Raw genomic sequence first — 21279 nt, forward strand, 5'->3', positions numbered from 1 at the left:
GATTAAGATAAAAGAAGGAGACAACTTGGCATCCCAGGATGTCTCCTTCTATATAAAAAGTCTATTCAATAATATGAAGAATATGGTAACAATGCTTCATTTATATCATAATATTTGTTATTCCCACCCCTTGGTTTGAGTCAATTTATATCCCTGACTAGAGTACAAGTTAATCTGATCCTGACTAACTGGAGACAAATAAACCCTATCGGTAAAATTATCTCTATCTTTCACACCATCAGGTAAGTAATACCCTACCATATCAGCAGCATTACTTCCATTGAATTTAACAATAGTTCCATCTTCCTTCATTACCTGTGTGATGTTTTTCTTTGTAGCTGCAACCAATTCTGGTATTTCTTTAGGAATATCCACCCAAATGCCTTTTAGTATATCTGATTTCACAGAACCTTTCATGTAATTTATCTTTTTCCATCTTTTCAAATCCAACAAACGAGATGGTTCCATAAATAACTCCATGCGACGCTCACGACGAATCTCCCATATCAGAGCGGGAACATCTTGGTCACGAGCCGGATCAACAGGTAATGCGCCCAAATTCATATGTGGAGTTTTTACAATGCCTTTACTAATCGCTTCAGCATCTAAAGGACGATCACGCAAAACATTTATAGACCGGTTTATATCTTGCTGTGTAACAGCAGTACCTCCTATTGTAGCAAGCTCTGCTTTCGCTTCTATCCAGTTTAGAAGGATTTCTCCATAACGTATAACCGGGGCATCATTTGTATTAGTATTGCTTGTATACTTGGGTGGAAGCGGAAGTGAAAGCGTAGGGCCTGTCCTATCCACAAATTTATTTGTAAAAAGCAATGCTGCAGCTTTTGAATTTAATTTATTCGAAAATGAAGACTCAAAGCGAGGATCCCGTGTTTTCATAAGATTTTCAAGATCAAATTTAGCAGCAGCAGCTACTGAAGAATTTTGCCAAACCTTTCCATCATTACAGATAAAAGCTTTCACTACATCTAGGTTTGCAGACTGATCTTGTGCCTCATAATTGCAATTATAAGAAGCCACACAATGTGTTATACTCACTGATGCGTCATAATGCCTGTACATAATACATTCTTTATTACCTGAGAGATTTTCAGACCCGAAAAGGGTATGCATGTCAGTATCTATCGCATACTTACCAGTCATAAGTAACTCGGAAGCTTCTACTGCAAAATCAAGAAATTTTTTCGCTCTTGTCTGATCTGCATTATGATATTTCTGCCAAGTACCTTCAAATAGCATCCATCTTGAGATAAAAGCAGCCGCAACATCTCTATTCAGAGTTTGAGCTCCATCATTAGTACGAATATTTTGCAATACATACTTGAACTCATTATATACGTTATCCATTACTTCATTACGAGGCGTCCGGTCTTTGTACATGATATCTTTATCTGTAGTAGAGAAATCTTTCTCAAAATAAGGGACATCACCAAATACGCTTACTAAACGACAATAATCAAGCGCTTTAAAAAAACGTGCCACAGCCATCCAATGGTTATAGGCTTCAGGTGTAAGAACATTCTGCATACGAGTTTCGATACGGTCTATCATTAAATTAGACTTACGTATCCACCCGAAATACCAAGTAGGACCAGCGTACTGGGTCAGCCAAGCCGGCGGACTAATAATACTGTTACTACCCCTTGTAGCAGGCACACTGACTTCAAACAACGATTGTACATTTTTAGAAACAACATCATCACTGAACATATATCCCTTGAAGAGAGAATAATCTAACGTCCAGGAAGAATTATAGCCAACAAAGAATTGTGTATAAAATTCATTAGCATATAAACGCACATTATTTTCCTGTACCCAATATTTATCATCATCTATACTATTCAATTGCGAACGATTCAAATAATCGGAACAGCCCTGAAAGAGAGTAGCAGAGACTAATCCGAACACAAGAATAGTTTTCTTTATTAGATTGATATTCTTCATTATTGCTTAATTTTTAAAAAGTTAATTGAACACCAAATGAAACATTCTTAAACATCGGCGCGCCAACACCAGTACGCCCTGAGTTATAGTTATTATTCGTAGTATCCCACATAGAGATTCCATTCATCACTTCAGGATCGACAGGTAGGCCATTTAATTTATCCCAAGTATATATATTTTCCATAGACAGGTATATACGAGCCTTAGTTATATATGCCTTGCGTGTAAGAGCAGGAGGCAAGCTATATCCAAGGGTTACATTCTTGAGTCTTAAATAAGACATATTCAGAAGATATCGATCTGATACATGGGTATTATTTACGGCTGTAGATCCACCGGCTACTGCTGCTACATTATATGGACGAGGATAAAAAGCATTTGTACGATCTTCGCGCCAGAAATCTCCGGCTATTGCCTGAGCCATAGCTCCATCCGAAGTATTGTATCCCGGTATAGCCAATGCTCCATCCCCCCATATACTACGTTTACCTACTCCCTGGAAAAACAATTGCATATCGAATCCTTTATAATCGGCACCTACTCGGAATCCGTAATTGAAGCGAGGTGTCGTATTTCCTATTACAGTTAAATCTCCAGGATCATCCGCCGTATTACTACCATTGGTGATTCTACCATCTCCATCCAAATCTTTATATTTTACATCCCCTGGGCCAAATTTAAAGTCAGCTGTTGTCTGAACAAATGGCTGGTATACAGGGTTATCCCCTTTCAGTTTATACATCTGCTTAGTAGGTGAATTTGGATTATTGGGATCTAAAGGCACTGAAATAACAATCAAATTACCGGAAGAATCATACTCGAAATCATCTTTCTGATAAAGACGATCTACTTTATATCCCCAAATATCTCCATAACGTTTTCCAGCCCACCATAAGGTAGCAGAAGTACCTTTGATCGCTCCTTCTGTGTAATCTGTTATATATGTCTGAGCATCAGACAATGTAAACATTCCGCTTATACTCAACCCATTGGCAAATCGATGGTTATAATCAAGTGAAAACTCCCAACCTCTTGTTCTTAATTCGCCATAATTACCATCTGGAGGCATTGCACCAAAAGTATTAGGTAATGTAACACCAGGGACAATCATATTTCGTGTATTACGTTGATACCAGTCGAAGGTAGCACTTAATTCATTAAAGAGGACAACGTCTACACCAAAGTCAAGCGTTTCTATATTTTGCCATGTAATATTTCTGTCTACAGGTGCTGGTGTTCTAAAATAAGGGAACTTAGTAGTACCATCAAGCCAAGAAGAAGTGAAACCTGAAAGCGTCTGCGTATAAAGACTTGATGCAACAGTCTGATCCCCTATTGAGCCCCATGATCCTCTGAATTTTAAGGAACTTAAAGTAGGTTTAGCCCATGCCATAAAAGATTCCTCACTTGTACGCCAACCTGCAGAAAAAGAAGGGAACCAACGCCATTTAAGTTCTGTTGGAAATTTTGAAGAACCATCATAACGTAAATTAGCTTCCAATAGATATTTCTGGTGAAAATCATAATTCACACGGCCGAAAAAGCCAACTTGCGATTCCCACCATGTTCCACCACCCACCGTAGGAGTAGCTCCTGTAGCCAAATCGAACTGCGGGTTTTTATAATCCAACAATTCTGTTTTCTGAGCCCAATATTGTTTTCTTTTCGATTTCACAGCATTCAAACCTGTCATAAATTTAAATGTATGAATACTGGCCAAATTCAGATTATATGTTGTATAAGCATTAAAAGTATGTTGTTGCTCATTTTCCGAATCTCTGCGGAAATGATCAGGATTGGCACCTTTACCTGTATAAGTATTCAACGGTAAACTATAAGCTGGCATTGCACCAGTATCTCCGGCAGCAACAACATTTCCATCCTGATCTACATAAATACGATTTCCATTTGCATCCATTCTAGGCACTGCTGCTGACCATGAATCTGCAGCTGTATAACGTGTTCCGGGTCTATCCCATAAGAATTCACGATTTGCATAAGTATAGTCGAATTCCAGATTCCAGTCTTTTGTAAAATTGACAGTTGCTCCAATATTTACATTCAAATAATTTGTCTGTCTGCTTGCTGTATTAGCTTGTGCCGCTTCTGATGCAGGGCTCCGGATAATGTTTCCATTTTCATCCATACCAAATGGTTGTAGAGGTCCCCAACGATATATGTACAGCCATGGGTCTGCAGTCACAGAGTTTGTCATATACGGATAATATTTTGTTCCTTGAGAAAACATAAATCCACTTCTCAAAGTCACATATTTATTGATCTCTGTACTTAATTTTGCACTAGCATTGTAGCGTTCATAGTTATCCTTTTTTGCCGCTTTCATCAAGCCGCTTTGGTTAAAATATCCCAGACCGATGTTATAACCTACTTTTCCTGATTGTCCATTTACCGATAAGTTATGCGTTTGCGTAGGTGTCCATTCTTCAACCATATAGTCATAAGCATTGTACAGGCGTACTCCCATATTATTTGTTCCATCTACGTACCAGTCACGGCCATATACCATCGGATCATTTACTCCCAAATTTCCGTATTTTGAATACCACTCTTTAGATCGCTCATAACTTGCTTTATTCAGTTTCCAAAAGGCTCCACTAAGGCTTGTGCCAACTCTGTCCATTGCCGAAATTGAATATTCAAGTCCGTCAAGAGTTGCCATATCAACATCTTTAGTAACTTTAGACCAAGCAAAGTTACCAGAATACTGAACGCTTACTTTATCCGTTTTAGCTCCTTTCTTTGTAGTAATCAATATTACACCAAATGCAGCTTTGGCTCCATATATAGAAGATGCTGCAGCATCTTTTAATACACTTATTGTTTCTATGTCGTCGGGGTTAACAAGTGTCAAACTTGGAATTTCAACGTTGTCTAACAAAATCAGTGGATCAGATTTGGTTGAACTTTGAATAGATCCTATTTGCCCACGTATTCTAAAAATGGGATCAGAACCTACTTCTCCACTAGGTATAACAATAGACAAGCCTGGAACAGAACCTTGCAAACCACGTCCAACATCAGCTATCGGACGATTCTCCAAGGTTTTCCCTATATCTACAGAAGATACAGCACCTGTTAAGTTTTCTTTTTTCTGCACTCCATAACCTACCACTACAACTTCGCTCATTATTTGAGAATCTTCTTGCATTGTTACATCAATGACTTTCTGATTCCCTACAACTATTGATTGTGGTTTATAACCCACATATGTAAAAGTCAGTGTAGCATTAGCTGTAGTGGAAATACTATATCCCCCATCCATATCAGTGAGAGTTCCGTTTGTTGTTCCTTTCACAGTTACGCTAACACCAATAAGGGGTTCTCCTTTAGAATCTATAACTTTCCCTTGAATAGTTACCTTTGCTTGTTGTTGCTCCATAAATGTATTTAACTTCGTCCCCGAAGCATAAATACTCATGGAAAATGAGCAAACTAGCCCAATAGCTAACAAACAAAGAATTCTCTTTGACAGTGTTTTTCTGTTTGTTTTTGAGTTATTCATAATACTTTGTTTAGTAAAATTTTAAAAATACTTTTTCTTAATAAGTATAAAACATGAGAAGATTAAGGATTAATTTTAGGCTTATAGCTTTTTTTTCATACGTTTATTTAATAAAAGGTTATACAAATATTTAATTTCTAATTTTCTTTTTCTTACTGACAAGACAATTGGCTTCTGGTCATTGCTCATATCAACAAGAGAACAAGGGACTTGAAAGTTCAAGTCCCATAGGTATGAAACAACTAGATTCCAGAGGGAAATAACGATAACAATACGTTATCTTGGATTTTGAGTAATAATACCATTATTTTTATCTATTTCGTCTTGAGGTATAGGTAATATCTCATCTCTATTAGCCTTAAACCCACTAAACAGCTCTGGAGCTTTACCAAAACGAATTACATCCCAAAAACGAAAGCCTTCCATTGCTAGTTCGAGGCGTCGTTCTTTCAGAATATCCTCGACAAGCTGATTACCGGTTGAAGTAATTGCAGGCAAGCCAACTCTATCGCGTAATAATTTCAAATATTTCTTAGCTTCTCCTTCATCCTTTGTTGTACCTCTTGTACAAGCTTCTGCATAATTAAGATACACCTCAGCTAAACGAATAAGTTTAATATTCAAAGGATTGTTCCTAATTTCTTTAGAACGCTCACTTGGAGGTAAGTAATATTTTTGATTATAATAACCGGTCCTATTACGTTCCAATTTAGCAAAATCAGCAGGTGCTTCCCACGCCTTAAGATCTGCCTCTGTTAATAAGGTAGCATCTTTTCTTTCAGTATCACCGATTGCGTCAAATGCGTCAGCAAGAGCCTTATATGGTTGATTTATTCCATAGCCATAAGTTACACCAAATGGTAACATCATTAATACATGGAAATTACCATTATTAGTTGTAGCCCCAGATTGGGTTGAAGAATTATAATGATTGATTTCTAATATAGACTCCGAACAATGTTCTCCAGCTAAAGTAAATTGATATCCGTAGTCCTCAACAAGAGTATAGTCTCCAGATTTAATCACCTCATATGCAGCAGCCTTTGCTTCATCAAATTTTTCTTCATATAAATAAACTCTTGAAAGCATAGCATAAGCAGCTCCCTGAGTAATACGTCCGGCATAAGTATTGTAATTAACCTCCGACCGCCTAGGCAATGAAGCAGCAGCAGCTTTCAAATCTTCTTCTATTTGGGCATATACTTCTGCTTTAGGTGTTCTTGGCTTACCCTTATCTGCAACCGTTGGAGTCTTGGTTAATAGAGGAACATCTCCAAAACATTTTACCAATTCATGATAAAAGTACCCTCTCAAGAAAAGAGCTTCGCCTAACAATGCACTCTTCTTATAAGTAGAAAATAGAGCATCATTCATCTTATTGATTCCATCTATAGTTTGATTTGCCTTATTTATTGCCCTATAGCATAACATATACCTATTCAGTATACGTCCATTATCTGCAGGATAATCATAAGCTTCCATGCGGGCATACCCCGAAACGTCAGCATCCGAACCACTATAAGTAGCATCATCAGAAAGTACATCTCCAAAAGCCCACAAAGTCCAAGTATAACGATAATCTTTCATATCTGAGTACGCTGCAATTAAAGACTGAAATGCATCTTCTTCTGTATTGAAAAAATTATCTGTAGTAAGGCTCCCCAATTTACTTTTGTCAAGAGCATCATCGCAACCATTCATCAGGAACATACTAAGTCCGATAAATAAACATAATATTTTGTTTGTTTTCATTGCTATATTCCTTTCTTAATTAAAATGTTATACTAACGCCACCTGTTATAGTCATTGCCTGAGGATATGTACCAATATCAACACCTCGACTCAAATAGTTAGTTGAAGTTATCTGTCCCACTTCTGGGTCTGCTCCACTATAGCTGGTAAATGTTAACAAATTTTGACCTGTTACATATATTCTTAATTTTTGCATATATGCCTTCTTCGTTAAAGAAACAGGGAATGTATATCCCAGCTGAACGTTACGCAGACGTAAATATGATCCATTTTCTACATAACGATCCGAAATACGCATGTTATCATTTACATCTTTTCCTGCCAATCGAGGGATATATGTATTTGTATTATCTGTTCTCCAATAGTTCAATACCTTCACGTCTTTGTTTGTTACAGAGGATAAATCATATGTATAGTAGCGCATAGCATTAAATATATCATTTCCAACCGTTCCTCCCCATTGCATATTCATGTCAAAACCTTTATAAGCAAAACCTAGATTTATTGCATAGATAAAATCAGGGATTGGGTTTCCTATTATAACTTTATCCTTATCACTCAAAGCCTGATCTCCATTAGTATTAACAAAAACGACATCTCCTAATTCGGCATTAGGTTGCAACTTCTTAACCTCAGCAAGCTGCTCAGCCGTTTGCACTAATCCATTTGTCTTATATCCATAAAATGCTCCAATAGGATCTCCTACGCGCGTTATTGTTGCATTCCCGTTTCTAAGGGAACCTCCGGTTAATGGAGAACCACTACCTATACTCAACATCTTATTCTTAATAGTAGAAATATTAAAGCCTACATTATAGCTGAAATCTGTACTAATTTGATCTCTCCAACTAACATCAAACTCAAAGCCTTTATTCTCTGCACTACCAATGTTTGTTACCGGTCCACTTTCAAAACCTAAATAGTTAGGAATAGGCTCTGTAACCAACATATCTTTGGTTTTCTTATAGTAATACTCTCCACTAAAGTTTAACCTGCCATTAAGAAAGTTAGCATCTAATCCCACATTTGTAGATTCTGTAGTTTCCCATTTCACATCTGCATTACCCATTTTTACGGCTGTTAATCCTTGGAATAATTGTTGAGCAGAACCATTACCAAATAAATATGAATACTGAATATTAGAAGATAATAAATTCTGATATATATAGTTATCAATATTCTGATTTCCTATACGTCCCCAACCTGCTCTCAACTTCAATGAAGAGACCCAATCTGCATTTAAATTTTTAAAGAAATCTTCATTCGATACCTTCCAACCTAAAGCAAAAGAAGGGAAGTTACCATATTGATGCTTGCTACCGAATCGAGAAGAACCATCTCGACGCACAGATGCAGTAATCAAGTAGCGATCGTCAAAATCATAATTAATACGCCCCAAATATGAGATCAATGCCGACTCATATGCTATCCCTGTAGCCGTGGCTGATGATGCATCTTGTGCTGCATCGAGATATTGCAGGTCTGGGTTATCGTTTGGAGTATTCTTTTTACTACCTTCCAAAGTCTCTGTACGTCCCCATTCTCTAGTATAGCCAACAAGTGCATTCAACGTATGCTTCTGAGCAAAGACTCTATTGTAATTTAGAGTATTTTCCCAAACATAGTAATCATATTTTAGATATCCGCGAGTAACCATATTCACAGTATTTTTCTGATAGCTCGAGACTGTATATACAGGAGTAAACTGATAATCATCAGTCTTTCTCATATCTACACCAAAGCTAGTTTTGAATTTAAAGTATTTCAAGAAGTTCAGATCTGCATATATGTTCCCAACAATACTAGTTATTTTGCTTTTATTGTTTGTAAAATCAATATCAGCAACAGGATTATTATAATCTACATATGGTGAATAACCATATTTACCATTAGCATCACGTACAGGAATAACCGGTTCTAACTTAATGGCAGAGTTTACTATACCAACAGTATTACTACCTTCAAGTATTTTATTAGTTTTAGACTGTGATATATTAAGATTAGTTCCTACAGAAAGAATTTTCTTTATAACAGTTTTCTCTATATTTTGCCTCAAAGACAGACGTTGATAATCAGTCTTCTTTATTGTACCTTCCTGGTCGATATATCCTACTCCCAAATTATATGTATATTCATCTACCATCCCCCCGGAAATTCCAAGATTATAACTTTGTATGGCAGCCGTACGCGTAATTTCCTTCATCCAATCCGTAGATGTATCCCTACTCACTTTACTTAAGTCTATTGGTGCAGAGCCTCTCACTTTATTTATTTCCGTTTGTAAGTCATACCATTGAGAGCCATTTAACAAATCCAGCTTATTATTGATTTTACTTGCTCCATAATAAGCATCTAAAGTAACTGTAGTATTCCCTGCTTTTCCTTGTTTAGTAGTGATCAATACAACACCATTCGCACCTCTTGCCCCATAAATAGCTGTAGCAGAAGCATCTTTAAGTATTTCCATAGATTGTATATCTGAAGTACTTAAATAATCAATATTACTTACAGGCATTCCATCAACCACATATAATGGATCTGAATTATTTACAGTACCAATACCCCTGATTCTTACGTTTATAGAACCGCCGGGTGCACCAGAGTTAGACGTAACGATAACACCAGGAGCTTGTCCTTGCAAAGCTTGCGCTACATTAGACACAGGCTGGCGACCAATTGCATCAGACTTAACTGAAGATATAGCGCCTGTTACATCACTTTTCTTCATCACTCCATATCCAACGACAATTACTTCATCCATCATAGTTACATCTTCAATCATAGTCACATTAATAGACTTATGATTACCAACCACGACGGTCTGAGACTTGTAACCTACATAAGTAAAAGTTAGGCTGGCATCGGTAGTAGTAGTGATACTATATGCACCATCTAAATCGGTTAGAGTTCCATCAATTGTTCCTTTCACGGTTACGCTAACACCAATAAGTGGTTCTCCTTTAGAATCTATAACTTTCCCTTGAATAGTTACCTTTGCTTGTTGTTGCTCGATCAATGCATTCGATTTCGTATCAGAAGCATGACCTTCAACCGTAAATGAGCAAACCAGCCCAATAGCTAACAAACAAAGAATTTTCTTTGGTAGTGTTTTTCTGTTTGTTTTTGAGTTATTCATGATGCTTTGTTTATTAAAATTTAAAAAATACTTTTTCCTAATAAGTATAAAACATGAGAAGATTTAAGATTAGTTTAGGTCTATATTTTTTTCATACGTCCATTTAATAAAAGGTTATATAAATATTTAATTTGTGATTTTCTTCTATTTACCGATAAGACAAAAGACCAACAATCCCTTCACTAGAAGAAAATAGACATTCTTTATTGCCTAAGGGAACTACTGTATTTATTAATGAATTCCCTTTTTTATGTTTCCATAATAGTTTGCCCGTTCTCGCATCCAGAGCGAAAACAATTCCATTCTTGGTACTGCCATATACAATATTATTCTTTTCCACTGGCATTGATGGGGCATGATCATATCCATAAAAAGCATTAACAGACCATATTTTATTCGGTGTATCACTTAATACTGAATAACAAACAACACTATCTTGCATTGTTTTACTATACAGTCTGGTTTTATCGATGGATAAACCTATTGTCTCACGAACCATTGATTCTTTTGTGCGCCAAACTGTGTTGCCCGTTTGTGCATCTACAGCGGTCATTACCCTATCCGGAGCCGTAAAAAACACCTTACCATGTGCGGCTACAGGCCACACTGCTGCCGGAGAAAAATGCATACGAGTCAAACCGCCATTCCATTTCCACAAAAAACCACCCGTCTTTTTATCCAAAGCGTACATATTGTTATCCCAAGCTCCGAAAATAACCTTGTCTTCATAAATTAAAGGACGAGTCTCTATATACCCTTCAACCTGACTGTACTCCCAGACAAGCGAGCCATCTTTTATATTTATAGCTCTCATCGTATGGTCACTAGCACCAATATAAGCAATTCCATCCTGAATTGTAACGGCTCCTAAAACAGCTTCTTTTGCCGGATATTTCCATATCTGCTTACCTGTATTTGCATGTATTCCATATATATACTTATCCGCAGACCCAAAAACAACAATATCGTTGCTTACAGCAGGAGTTCCAACAATTCTGTTATTTGTTTTAAAGCGCCAAATCTCCTTCCCGTCTCGCAAAGCCAAACAAGATAAAATGCCCGAATCATCTCCGACATAAACTTTATTCTGATAAACAACAGGAGATGAATATATAGTGTTGCCTATATTTGTAATCCATTTTTCTTTTACTTGAGGATAAATGTGATTTACAGAGTCTGATGGTCGCTTATAAATAGAATTATCTTCAGTGTAATATTTTTGAGATAAAGAATACCCACCCCATTTTTTAGGCTCTTGTCCTATTTTATGTTCATAAACCAATATTGAGTCTGGTGTTACTCTATATAAGGAATAGCCTCCCAATCCATCCGATTTATCTCGCAAATTAGATCTATTCAAAATACCGGGTATATCATCATAAGAAAACAATAGGTTACGATGATAATGACCTCCTAAAACTACTTTAACGTTGTATTTCCTTGCTAAATCTGTTACTTCATACCAATTATCGACATCTCCATCTTGCAAAGGATAGTGTGTTACAAGAACAAAAGGTGTGCCTGGCTTAGCAGATGAAAATTCATTTCTCAACCATGCTACATCTTGGGGTGCAACATGCCCATCCATCATCCGAATTATTGGCCCTGTAGCAAATCCTAGAAATGTAATTCCATTATATTCGAACTTAAATCGTTCTGAGCCGAAAATATGGCCAAAATCAGTAGCACCGGATTCGCTCCATTTAGTCTCATGATTGCCCGATAACGGATAATATTTCACACTAAGTTGATCCAACAAACTTTTTACCTTTTCTAAAGATGCCCTATCTCCCTCTTCAGTTAAATCACCCGTAACCAAAACAAAACTAATATCGGGCGTTTTATTGATCTGATCAACAGTACGTTTCAAATCATTATAAGCCAAAGAATCTTTCGTTACATGCGTATCTGTTACTAGAGCAAAATTGAAACTTTGCCCTTTTATTATTCCAGCAAGCAACAATAAGGATATTAATAGAGGTAAACGGCAAGATAGGTTCTTCATATAAACAAGGTTTGTATAGATAAGCTGAATAAATAAGATCACTTCCCGACTTGAACTATACAAATATATAAGGTTTTTAGATACATTTTTTGAGTCATTCATTAATTTTAATATTTATTATATTTTATACATAAATTTTATACAATACAATATTCACAAGAGTAAAATATATACCTAATAGATAATATGTTAGACATATAAAAGAGAAAAAGCACACGAACCCAAATAAGCAGAAAACAATATATATTAATATCATCAAACCACTCCAAATACTAAAAATAACTATAAAAAGAGAAAATACAGACCAAAAATAAGAACTAAACAAAGATACTTAAAGAAATAAATATATAACAGCATTGCCAACAATGCAAATATCTGTATATAACACTAAATTATTGTTAATTTAACAATTTATTATAATGATAAAGATGCCTAATTAAAGATATCCTCTTATATTTGTTGTGTAATCCTAATAAAATTAAAGCCACTGAACTATATAATCTCTAATATCTTATCTTTGGAGTTCGAATTAGAATTAACAATCAAAGGATTAAACTATGAAAAGACTTTTGAATATAGCCCTTTTATTGCTTTTTATGGCAAACATGTACGGACAGAATAGCCCGATTGTTGCTGCGGAATTAACAGAAGAATACATACCATTATTAAAAGATAAGCGTATAGCTGTATTATCTAACCATACAGGCATGGTTGGAAATAAACACTTAGTAGATATATTAGTACAAGAGAAAGTTAATGTAACATCTATCTTCTCTCCCGAACATGGATTTAGAGGTGATGCTGACGCAGGAGAACATGTTTCGAATTCGGTGGACAAAAAAACAGGTATACCTATAAGATCCTTATATGACGGCAACAGTCGCAAGCCAAGTAAAGAAGCGATGGATTCATTTGATGTTATGCTATTCGACATACAGGATGTTGGTCTTCGATTCTACACCTATTATATTACAATGGTAAGACTTATGGATGTATGTGCAGAATATAACAAAAAATTTATCGTCTTAGATCGTCCTAATCCAAATGGACATTATGTAGATGGGCCTATACTAGACATGAAATATAAATCAGGCGTAGGATGGCTCCCGATACCCATAGTACATGGAATGACTTTAGGAGAGTTGGCTCTGATGGTGAATGGTGAACATTGGCTTACAGAAAACCGGGCTTGTGACCTGACAGTGGTTAAATGCAAAAATTACACCCATAAAACCCTCTATGAATTGCCTATAGCTCCATCTCCTAATTTACCGAATATGAAATCAATATATCTGTATCCATCAACATGCTTATTCGAAGGGACACCTGTGAGTTTGGGACGAGGTACAACTTATCCATTTCAGGTATACGGTCATCCTCAAATGAAAGGATATACATTCTCTTTTACACCCAAAAGCATACCCGGAGCAAAGAATCCGCCTCTTTTAAATCAAAAATGCTATGGAGTAGATTTAAGAAACATATCCGACGAAGATATATACAAGAAAGGAATTGATCTCTCGTATATTATAGATGCATATAAAAATTTAAACATGGGAGACAAGTTCTTTACTCCTTTTTTTGAAAAACTCATTGGAGTAAGTTATGTACGAGATATGATCAAACAAGGAAAATCGGCCTCAGAGATTAAAGAAATGTGGAAAGATGACGTTGAAAATTTCAAGAATCAGCGGAAGCCTTATCTATTATACGAAGAATAAAAAAACAGTTGAATGAGTCCTATATTAGTACTATTAACTATAGCATTTTATTTTAGCATACTCTTTGCCATATCATATATAACAGGACGCAAAGCAGACAATCAGGGATTCTTTACCGGAAACCGTAAATCGCCATGGTATGTCGTTGCCTTTGCTATGATTGGATCTGCTATATCTGGGGTAACTTTTGTATCTGTCCCGGGTATGGTTGCCACCAGTGGATTTTCGTATATGCAGATGGTGATGGGGTTTGTCCTAGGACAATTTATTATTGCATTTGTTCTGGTTCCTTTATTTTACAAGATGAACCTGACATCCATATATGAATATTTAGAAAACCGCTTTGGTATTGCATCATATAAAACAGGTGCTTGGCTCTTTTTCATATCTAAGATGTTGGGAGCTGCTGTTCGATTATTTTTAGTGTGTATCGTATTGCAACTATTAGTTTTTGCTCCACTTAAGCTTCCTTTTATTTTGAATGTGATGTTCACTGTGGGACTGGTATGGCTTTATACATACAAGGGTGGAGTAAAATCATTAATATGGACGGATTCTTTAAAAACATTCTGTTTGATTGTTTCGGTAGGATTATGTATCTATTATATTGCATCAGACTTAGGACTTAATTTTTCGAGTATGTTATCAACCATTAACGAACATGATTTCTCTAAAACTTTTTTCTTTGATGATATAAATGATAGACGCTTCTTTTTCAAACAGTTTCTTGCCGGCATATTTACTGTGATAGCCACAACAGGACTAGATCAAGATATGATGCAGAAAAATATGAGCTGTAGGAATTCCAGCGATTCTCAAAAAAATATTATTATCAGTGGTTCAATGCAATTAATAATTAATCTATTGTTCTTAATGCTTGGGGTTTTATTATATACCTATGTATTTCAGAACAATATATCTACTCCCGGAAAAAGCGATGAAATATTTCCCCTACTAGCCACGGGCGGATACTTCCCTACCATAGTCGGCGTATTGTTTATTATCGGTTTGATATCTGCGGCCTATGCTGCTGCCGGATCGGCATTGACAGCTCTGACTACATCTTTTACGGTAGACATACTGGAAAGCACAAAGAAAAAATCAGAGAAAGAGGTTGAACAGATACGGAAAAAAGTCCACATAGGCATGGCTATAACGATGGGAGTGACAATCATCATAATAGACCTACTCAACAACACCTCCGTTATTGATGCCGTATATATTCTGGCCAGCTATACGTACGGTCCTATATTAGGCTTATTTGCCTTTGGTATTTTTACGAAAAAAGCAGTCAAAGACAGATATATACCATTAGTTACAATTATAGCACCTATAATCTGTTTTATTCTGGATAAAAACTCCGAAACATGGTTCAACGGATATAGGTTTAGCTACGAAATATTGATTATAAATGCGATATTAACATTCATAGGATTATTTATCCTTACAACTAAAAATAAATCAACAGTAGAATATTATCAAACGAAATAAACTGAAAACGATGAAGATCAATTGTTTTATACCTTTTCAAAGCGTAAGTCAAGTAAAAGAGACTGTATTATCTCTTAAGGAATCTGAGTTAGTAAATAAAATATATCTGCTAAAAGAAAACGATAATCAAGAAGCCATTGAAGGTTGCGACATATTAGATATAGATACGCTACGCTCAACAGCAACAATAAAGAAAATAGCATCTAAAACCGACGCTGAATATACCCTGATCTACACCAAGTCTGCAAGTCTACGCCTTGGCATGTTCGCCTTAGACCGTATGTTGCAAATAGCGGCTGACTCAGGTGCAGGAATGGTGTATGCCGATCATTATCAAATAGCAAATAACGAAAAGAAAAACAGCCCTGTAATCACATACCAGAAAGGGAGTTTGCGCGACGATTTCAATTTCGGATCAGTATTAATATATAAGTCCGACAGATTAAAGAAAGCTGTAGCCAATATGGAGACAGAGTATAAGTTTGCAGGCATATATGATCTTCGATTAAAAGTATCTCAACAATCCGAGATTGTACATATAAATGAATATTTATATACAGAAATAGAAAACGATACGCGTAAAAGCGGCGAAAAAGTTTTTGACTACGTAGACCCAAAAAATCGGGAGGTACAAATAGAGATGGAGAAAGCATGCACAGAACATCTGAAGAAAATTGGTGCATACTTAGCTCCTAACTTCCGAAAAGTAGAATTTGATCAGGTAAACTTTGAGTACGAGGCTTCGGTAATAATTCCTGTCAGAAACCGTATCAAAACGATTTCTGATGCGATAAAATCTGTATTAAGCCAGAAAACAAACTTTAAGTTCAATCTTATTATCGTAGATAACTATTCTACCGATGGCACCACCGAAGCTATTGACAAATTTACAGATGAACGCCTTATACACGTTATTCCCGAAAATAAAGAACTGGGAATAGGTGGTTGTTGGAATGCCGGTGTACATCACCCGAAGTGTGGAAAATTTGCCGTCCAATTAGATAGTGATGATGTATATTCTAATGAAAATATCTTGCAAAAAATAGTAGATGCGTTCTACGAACAAAACTGCGCCATGGTAGTAGGAACATATATGCTTACCGACTTCGATATGAAAATGATACCTCCGGGTATTATTGATCATAAAGAATGGACACCAGACAATGGACGAAACAATGCATTGCGTATAAACGGCTTGGGTGCTCCACGTGCATTTTACACGCCTGTTCTGAGAGAAATCAAAGTACCTAATACCAGTTACGGAGAAGATTATGCGTTAGGCCTACATTTTTCGCGCAACTACCAAATAGGACGCATATATGATGTCTTATACCTCTGCCGCCGTTGGGATGACAACTCTGATGCATCATTAGACATAGTGAAGATGAATGCACACAATACATATAAGGATAGAATTCGCACATGGGAAGTTGAAGCTCGTATTGCTCTTAACAAAAGCAATAGGTAATTGTAATTAAAAAAGTTTGAAAAAATGAGGGTTGGATTTACTACTCATGAAAAAGCCCTCATTTTTTGATGCCAAATAAAAAGATATGGATCGTACATCTAAAGAAGCAAAAGAGCTATTACAATCTCAGTTGAAAGAATGGGATTTGGCAAGAATAAATTTTGAAGCTCTTAACCGTGTAAAAACAAAAGAGTTTCATTTTGATGGATTTAAAATAAGGGTTCAATTCAATCCTGCACGCATTCAATCATCTGCTGCAAAAGTAGATGCGAAATCCATACAGGAAAGAAAATGCTTTCTTTGTCCAAATAATCTACCAAAAGAACAAAGAGGAATTGACTTTGCCAAAAACTATCAGATACTTGTAAATCCATTTCCTATTTTTCCTGAACACTTTACAATACCAACATACGAGCATACCGATCAACTTATCTTCAACAGATATGGTGATATGCTCGACTTGACAAAAAGCCTGTGTGAATATACTATATTTTACAATGGACCTAAATGTGGTGCTTCAGCACCCGACCACGCGCATTTTCAGGCGGGGATAAAAGGATTCTTGCCAATAGAAAATGACATAGAGTCCCTGCCAAAAGAAACGATATATACAACCGAATCAACAGCGGTTTCTGCATTAAAAAGCTATCAAAGAAATTGTTTTTTGATTGAGACAAAAGATAGAGAAGAAGCCATCCGTTTTTTCAAGCTGTTGTATAGTCTCCTTGAGATAAAAGAAGAAGGCACAGAACCAATGATGAATATTATCACTTGGTACGACAATGATATATGGTACAGTTGCATCTTTCCTCGAGAAAAGCACCGTCCGTCTTGCTTCTTTGCCGAAGGTGAAGAAAACTTGCTAATCAGCCCTGCCTCTGTAGATTTGGGAGGTGTATTTATCACTCCTCTTGAAAAAGATTTTGAAAAAATTACGAAAGAAGACATTTCTCTCATATTAAAAGAGATATGTATCGACAGTCAACAAATGCAGTCTATTACCGATAAGATAAAACAAAGCGTATGGAACCAAAAGTAAGTGTCGGCATTTTATGGAATAAAAAAATAACTTTTATTCTCAATGATGCCTATTTATACCAAGGACAAGAAGCCTCTGGAGAAAACACCGTTTCTTTCATCGATGGAAAAATCGTATGGAATGGAAGTGCCTATGATGAATTATATTTCGAACCAAAACATAAAGATGCATCATTCACTATTAAAGATGTCGTAATTGGCATCAACTTCCACTGGGAACGGAAGGAAGATCAAGAATTTCAAGGAGCATTGAAACTAATAGTAGAGAATGATACAATCTCCGCAATCAATATTATCGGTGTAGAAGATTACCTGACAAGTGTTATATCCTCCGAGATGAGTGCCACTGCTTCTCTCGAATTACTAAAAGCTCACGCAGTGATATCTCGTAGTTGGCTCTTAGCCCAAATAGAAAAAAATCGCGAGATTATTGCACAAGAAGAAAAATATACCACTTTCATCGAAACTGAAGATGAAAGAATTCGTTGGTACGATAGAGAAGACCACGTCAATTTTGACGTATGCGCAGACGATCATTGTCAGCGTTATCAGGGCATAACAAGAGCCAACTCAAATATTGATATCGTTAAACAAGCTATAGAAGAAACCAGAGGACAGGTATTAAAGTCTGAGAACAAAATATGCGATGCTCGTTTCTCTAAATGTTGCGGAGGAATTGTCGAAGAGTTTCAAAACTGCTGGGAAGATACAAAATTCCCCTACCTAGTAAAACTAAGAGATGATGACAGTACAAAGGATATACCTGATCTGACACAAGAACAGGAATCGATAAAATGGATACATACTCGTCCTTCTGCATTTTGCAATACGCAAGATAAAAAGATATTAAGTCAGGTTCTGAATAATTATGATCAGGAAACAACCGACTTTTATCGTTGGCAAGTAGTATACACCCAAACAGAATTATCCGAATTGGCATACAGGCGTTCGGGTATAGATTTCGGAACAATTCAAGAACTAATCCCTATAGAAAGAGGAACATCAGGACGATTAATCAAGCTGAAAATAGTAGGATCTAAGAAAACCATGACCATCGGCAAAGAATTGGAGATCAGGCGTACTTTATCCGAATCTCACTTGTATAGTTCTGCTTTTACTGTCGACAAAAAAGATGATCAATTCATCTTAACAGGAGCCGGCTGGGGACATGGTGTCGGCCTTTGCCAGATAGGTGCTGCAGTGATGGGTGAAAAAGGCTATCAATACAATCAAATATTGTTGCATTATTATATCGATGCAACTATTGAAAAGTTATATTAAATAAATTTATACGAAGGATAAAACCATGAAAGAAAATAAAAAATCACCGTGGGCATGGATTCCATCGCTTTATCTGGCTGAAGGTCTGCCTTATGTTGCCGTAATGACTATTTCGGTGATCATGTATAAACGAATGGGTATATCAAACACAGATATAGCCCTGTATACCAGCTGGCTATATTTACCGTGGGTGATCAAGCCCTTCTGGAGTCCATTCGTAGATTTATTAAAAACAAAACGTTGGTGGATAGTAACTATGCAAATACTTATCGGCGCAGGCTTTGCAGGAATTGCTTTTACTATTCCCCTACCCGTCTTTTTCCAGGCAACACTGGCATTCTTCTGGCTATTAGCCTTTAGTTCTGCCACTCATGATATTGCAGCCGATGGATTTTATATGCTAGGATTGAACACTAACGACCAAGCAAAATACGTAGGAATCAGAAGTACATTTTATCGTATCGCTACCATTATGGGGCAAGGTGTACTTATTATTCTTGCCGGCTTTCTGGAAAGTACATCCGGATGTGAACCTCTGAAAGTGAATATCGATGTATCCCCACAATACACCCAATCTACTTTATTTGTACCGGAAGTACAAAATATTACTGAAAAAGATGGGGATATACACTTCATCGTAAATGAAGCTGTAGTAAAAATCGGTACGCATGGAGTAAATAAAGATAGCCTCAAGGTCTTTATGGATAGTGTTGCAAAATTGAATCAGAACAATGGATTTACAGCAAAAGAGCATACTTCGAATACACTAATTATAGAAAAGGAAGAAAGCTTATGGAGTAAGAATGTATCCAAACCTTTGGGAAACTGGATAAAAACAAATTTCGGCGAAAAACGATTTGTAGCCAAGTCTGAGCATACCGGCAACATAGCCTTAGTTGCTGTATGGTTATCTAAACGTCCCGAAGATGGGAAAGAGATGGTTTTAAACACGTCGATAAATAGAGGCGACAATAGTATTTCGCTGATACATGGAGAAAGACTCGCCTTTACCGAAAGCAACTGGAATAAACCCGCATACCTTATTTTTCAGGTAGATCCCAAATTAACTACTGCTAGTTCAGCAGAATATAAGGGACTATCGGGAAATATTCCTTTTGCATGGTCTATTACCTTCTTCGTATTAGCAGGATTATTTATATTCTTCAGCTTTTATCATCGGGTTGTGTTACCTAAGCCTGATTCAGATAAACCTCACCAACATATTACAGCCAAATCTATATTCAAAGAGTTTGAAGTTACATTCTGTTCGTTTTTCAAGAAACCTCAAGCAGCAGCAGCAATATTTTTTATGTTGACATATCGTTTCTCCGAAGCCCAATTACTAAAACTGATCAATCCATTCTTATTAGATTCGAAAGATATCGGAGGATTGGGATTAACTACAGGTGAAGTTGGATTGGTATACGGTACAATCGGTATTATCGGGCTTACACTAGGTGGTATTATCGGCGGATTTGTGGCGGCAAAGGGCGGATTAAGGAAATGGTTGTGGCCAATGACACTAAGCATGCTGCTTACTATTGCTACATTCCTATATCTAAGCTTTACGCAAACCGATAGCCTTATAATAATAAATATCTGCATTTTTATTGAGCAATTTGGTTACGGATTCGGATTTACAGCTTATATGTTATATCTCATTTATTTTTCAGAAGGAACACATAAGACTGCCCATTACGCTTTCTGTACAGGCTTTATGGCATTGGGTATGATGATTCCGGGTATGTTTGCAGGATGGCTTCAAGAACAATTAGGATACAATCACTTCTTCATTTGGGTAATGATCTGTAGCATTATTCCGATCATTGCAGTTTCTTTACTGAAGATAAATCCAAGCTATGGTAAAGCAACGGATAAAGAATCTTAAAAACAATAAAA

General features: G+C 36.4%; 11 protein-coding genes. 6 read left to right on the forward strand and 5 right to left on the reverse strand.

What is annotated here, in order from left to right:
* Positions 1-117 precede the first annotated feature (117 nt).
* From PKC55_RS03135 to PKC55_RS03155, 5 genes are all read right to left on the reverse strand, one after another.
* A complete protein-coding gene (locus PKC55_RS03135; RefSeq protein ID WP_291128361.1) occupies positions 118-1965 on the reverse strand; it encodes a RagB/SusD family nutrient uptake outer membrane protein in 1848 nt (615 codons plus the stop codon).
* A 13-nt stretch (positions 1966-1978) separates the two neighbouring features.
* Positions 1979-5488 carry a SusC/RagA family TonB-linked outer membrane protein gene (locus tag PKC55_RS03140; protein WP_291128358.1) on the reverse strand — a complete coding sequence of 1170 codons (3510 nt, stop codon included), beginning with the start codon at positions 5486-5488 and terminating at the stop codon, positions 1979-1981.
* 276 nt (positions 5489-5764) lie between these two features.
* Positions 5765-7240, reverse strand: a complete 1476-nt coding sequence (locus PKC55_RS03145) for a RagB/SusD family nutrient uptake outer membrane protein (RefSeq protein WP_291128354.1) — start codon at positions 7238-7240, stop codon at positions 5765-5767.
* Between the two features lie 19 nt (positions 7241-7259).
* Positions 7260-10376: a SusC/RagA family TonB-linked outer membrane protein gene (locus tag PKC55_RS03150; RefSeq protein WP_291128351.1), complete on the reverse strand. Its 3117-nt coding sequence runs from the start codon at positions 10374-10376 to the stop codon at positions 7260-7262.
* A 148-nt stretch (positions 10377-10524) separates the two neighbouring features.
* On the reverse strand, positions 10525-12381 hold the full coding sequence (locus PKC55_RS03155; protein WP_291128350.1) for a BamB-related PQQ repeat family beta-propellar protein: 1857 nt from the start codon (positions 12379-12381) through the stop codon (positions 10525-10527).
* 557 nt (positions 12382-12938) lie between these two features.
* Here PKC55_RS03155 and PKC55_RS03160 point away from each other — a divergent pair.
* The 6 genes from PKC55_RS03160 (at position 12939) to PKC55_RS18170 (ending at position 21268) form a co-directional block, all read left to right on the forward strand.
* Positions 12939-14102, forward strand: a complete 1164-nt coding sequence (locus PKC55_RS03160) for an exo-beta-N-acetylmuramidase NamZ family protein (protein ID WP_283686521.1) — start codon at positions 12939-12941, stop codon at positions 14100-14102.
* A gap of 12 nt (positions 14103-14114) precedes the next feature.
* The gene (locus PKC55_RS03165; protein ID WP_291130692.1) at positions 14115-15593 is read left to right on the forward strand and encodes a sodium:solute symporter; all 1479 of its coding nucleotides are present in this window, start codon (positions 14115-14117) and stop codon (positions 15591-15593) included.
* A gap of 10 nt (positions 15594-15603) precedes the next feature.
* Positions 15604-17061 (forward strand): glycosyltransferase family 2 protein, encoded by a 1458-nt coding sequence (locus PKC55_RS03170; RefSeq protein WP_324371826.1) that lies wholly within the window; start codon positions 15604-15606, stop codon positions 17059-17061.
* 85 nt (positions 17062-17146) lie between these two features.
* On the forward strand, positions 17147-18100 hold the full coding sequence (locus tag PKC55_RS03175) for a DUF4922 domain-containing protein (protein WP_291128077.1): 954 nt from the start codon (positions 17147-17149) through the stop codon (positions 18098-18100).
* Positions 18085-19380, forward strand: coding sequence for a SpoIID/LytB domain-containing protein (locus PKC55_RS03180; RefSeq protein ID WP_324371828.1), 1296 nt, complete (start codon positions 18085-18087; stop codon positions 19378-19380). The genes PKC55_RS03175 and PKC55_RS03180 overlap by 16 nt, the downstream gene beginning before the upstream one ends.
* A 25-nt stretch (positions 19381-19405) precedes the next feature.
* On the forward strand, positions 19406-21268 hold the full coding sequence (locus PKC55_RS18170; protein WP_524536932.1) for an MFS transporter: 1863 nt from the start codon (positions 19406-19408) through the stop codon (positions 21266-21268).
* Positions 21269-21279 lie beyond the last annotated feature (11 nt).

It is taken from the genome of Dysgonomonas sp., assembly GCF_035323175.1.
GTDB lineage: Bacteria > Bacteroidota > Bacteroidia > Bacteroidales > Dysgonomonadaceae > Dysgonomonas.

What these genes read in the sequence shown, in the direction of transcription:
- PKC55_RS03135 (WP_291128361.1), bottom strand. Translation starts at nt 1,965, where the DNA reads ATGAAGAATATCAATCTAATAAAGAAAACTATTCTTGTGTTCGGATTA.
- PKC55_RS03140 (WP_291128358.1), bottom strand. Translation starts at nt 5,488, where the DNA reads ATGAATAACTCAAAAACAAACAGAAAAACACTGTCAAAGAGAATTCTT.
- PKC55_RS03145 (WP_291128354.1), bottom strand. Translation starts at nt 7,240, where the DNA reads ATGAAAACAAACAAAATATTATGTTTATTTATCGGACTTAGTATGTTC.
- PKC55_RS03150 (WP_291128351.1), bottom strand. Translation starts at nt 10,376, where the DNA reads ATGAATAACTCAAAAACAAACAGAAAAACACTACCAAAGAAAATTCTT.
- PKC55_RS03155 (WP_291128350.1), bottom strand. Translation starts at nt 12,381, where the DNA reads ATGAAGAACCTATCTTGCCGTTTACCTCTATTAATATCCTTATTGTTG.
- PKC55_RS03160 (WP_283686521.1), top strand. Translation starts at nt 12,939, where the DNA reads ATGAAAAGACTTTTGAATATAGCCCTTTTATTGCTTTTTATGGCAAAC.
- PKC55_RS03165 (WP_291130692.1), top strand. Translation starts at nt 14,115, where the DNA reads ATGAGTCCTATATTAGTACTATTAACTATAGCATTTTATTTTAGCATA.
- PKC55_RS03170 (WP_324371826.1), top strand. Translation starts at nt 15,604, where the DNA reads ATGAAGATCAATTGTTTTATACCTTTTCAAAGCGTAAGTCAAGTAAAA.
- PKC55_RS03175 (WP_291128077.1), top strand. Translation starts at nt 17,147, where the DNA reads ATGGATCGTACATCTAAAGAAGCAAAAGAGCTATTACAATCTCAGTTG.
- PKC55_RS03180 (WP_324371828.1), top strand. Translation starts at nt 18,085, where the DNA reads ATGGAACCAAAAGTAAGTGTCGGCATTTTATGGAATAAAAAAATAACT.
- PKC55_RS18170 (WP_524536932.1), top strand. Translation starts at nt 19,406, where the DNA reads ATGAAAGAAAATAAAAAATCACCGTGGGCATGGATTCCATCGCTTTAT.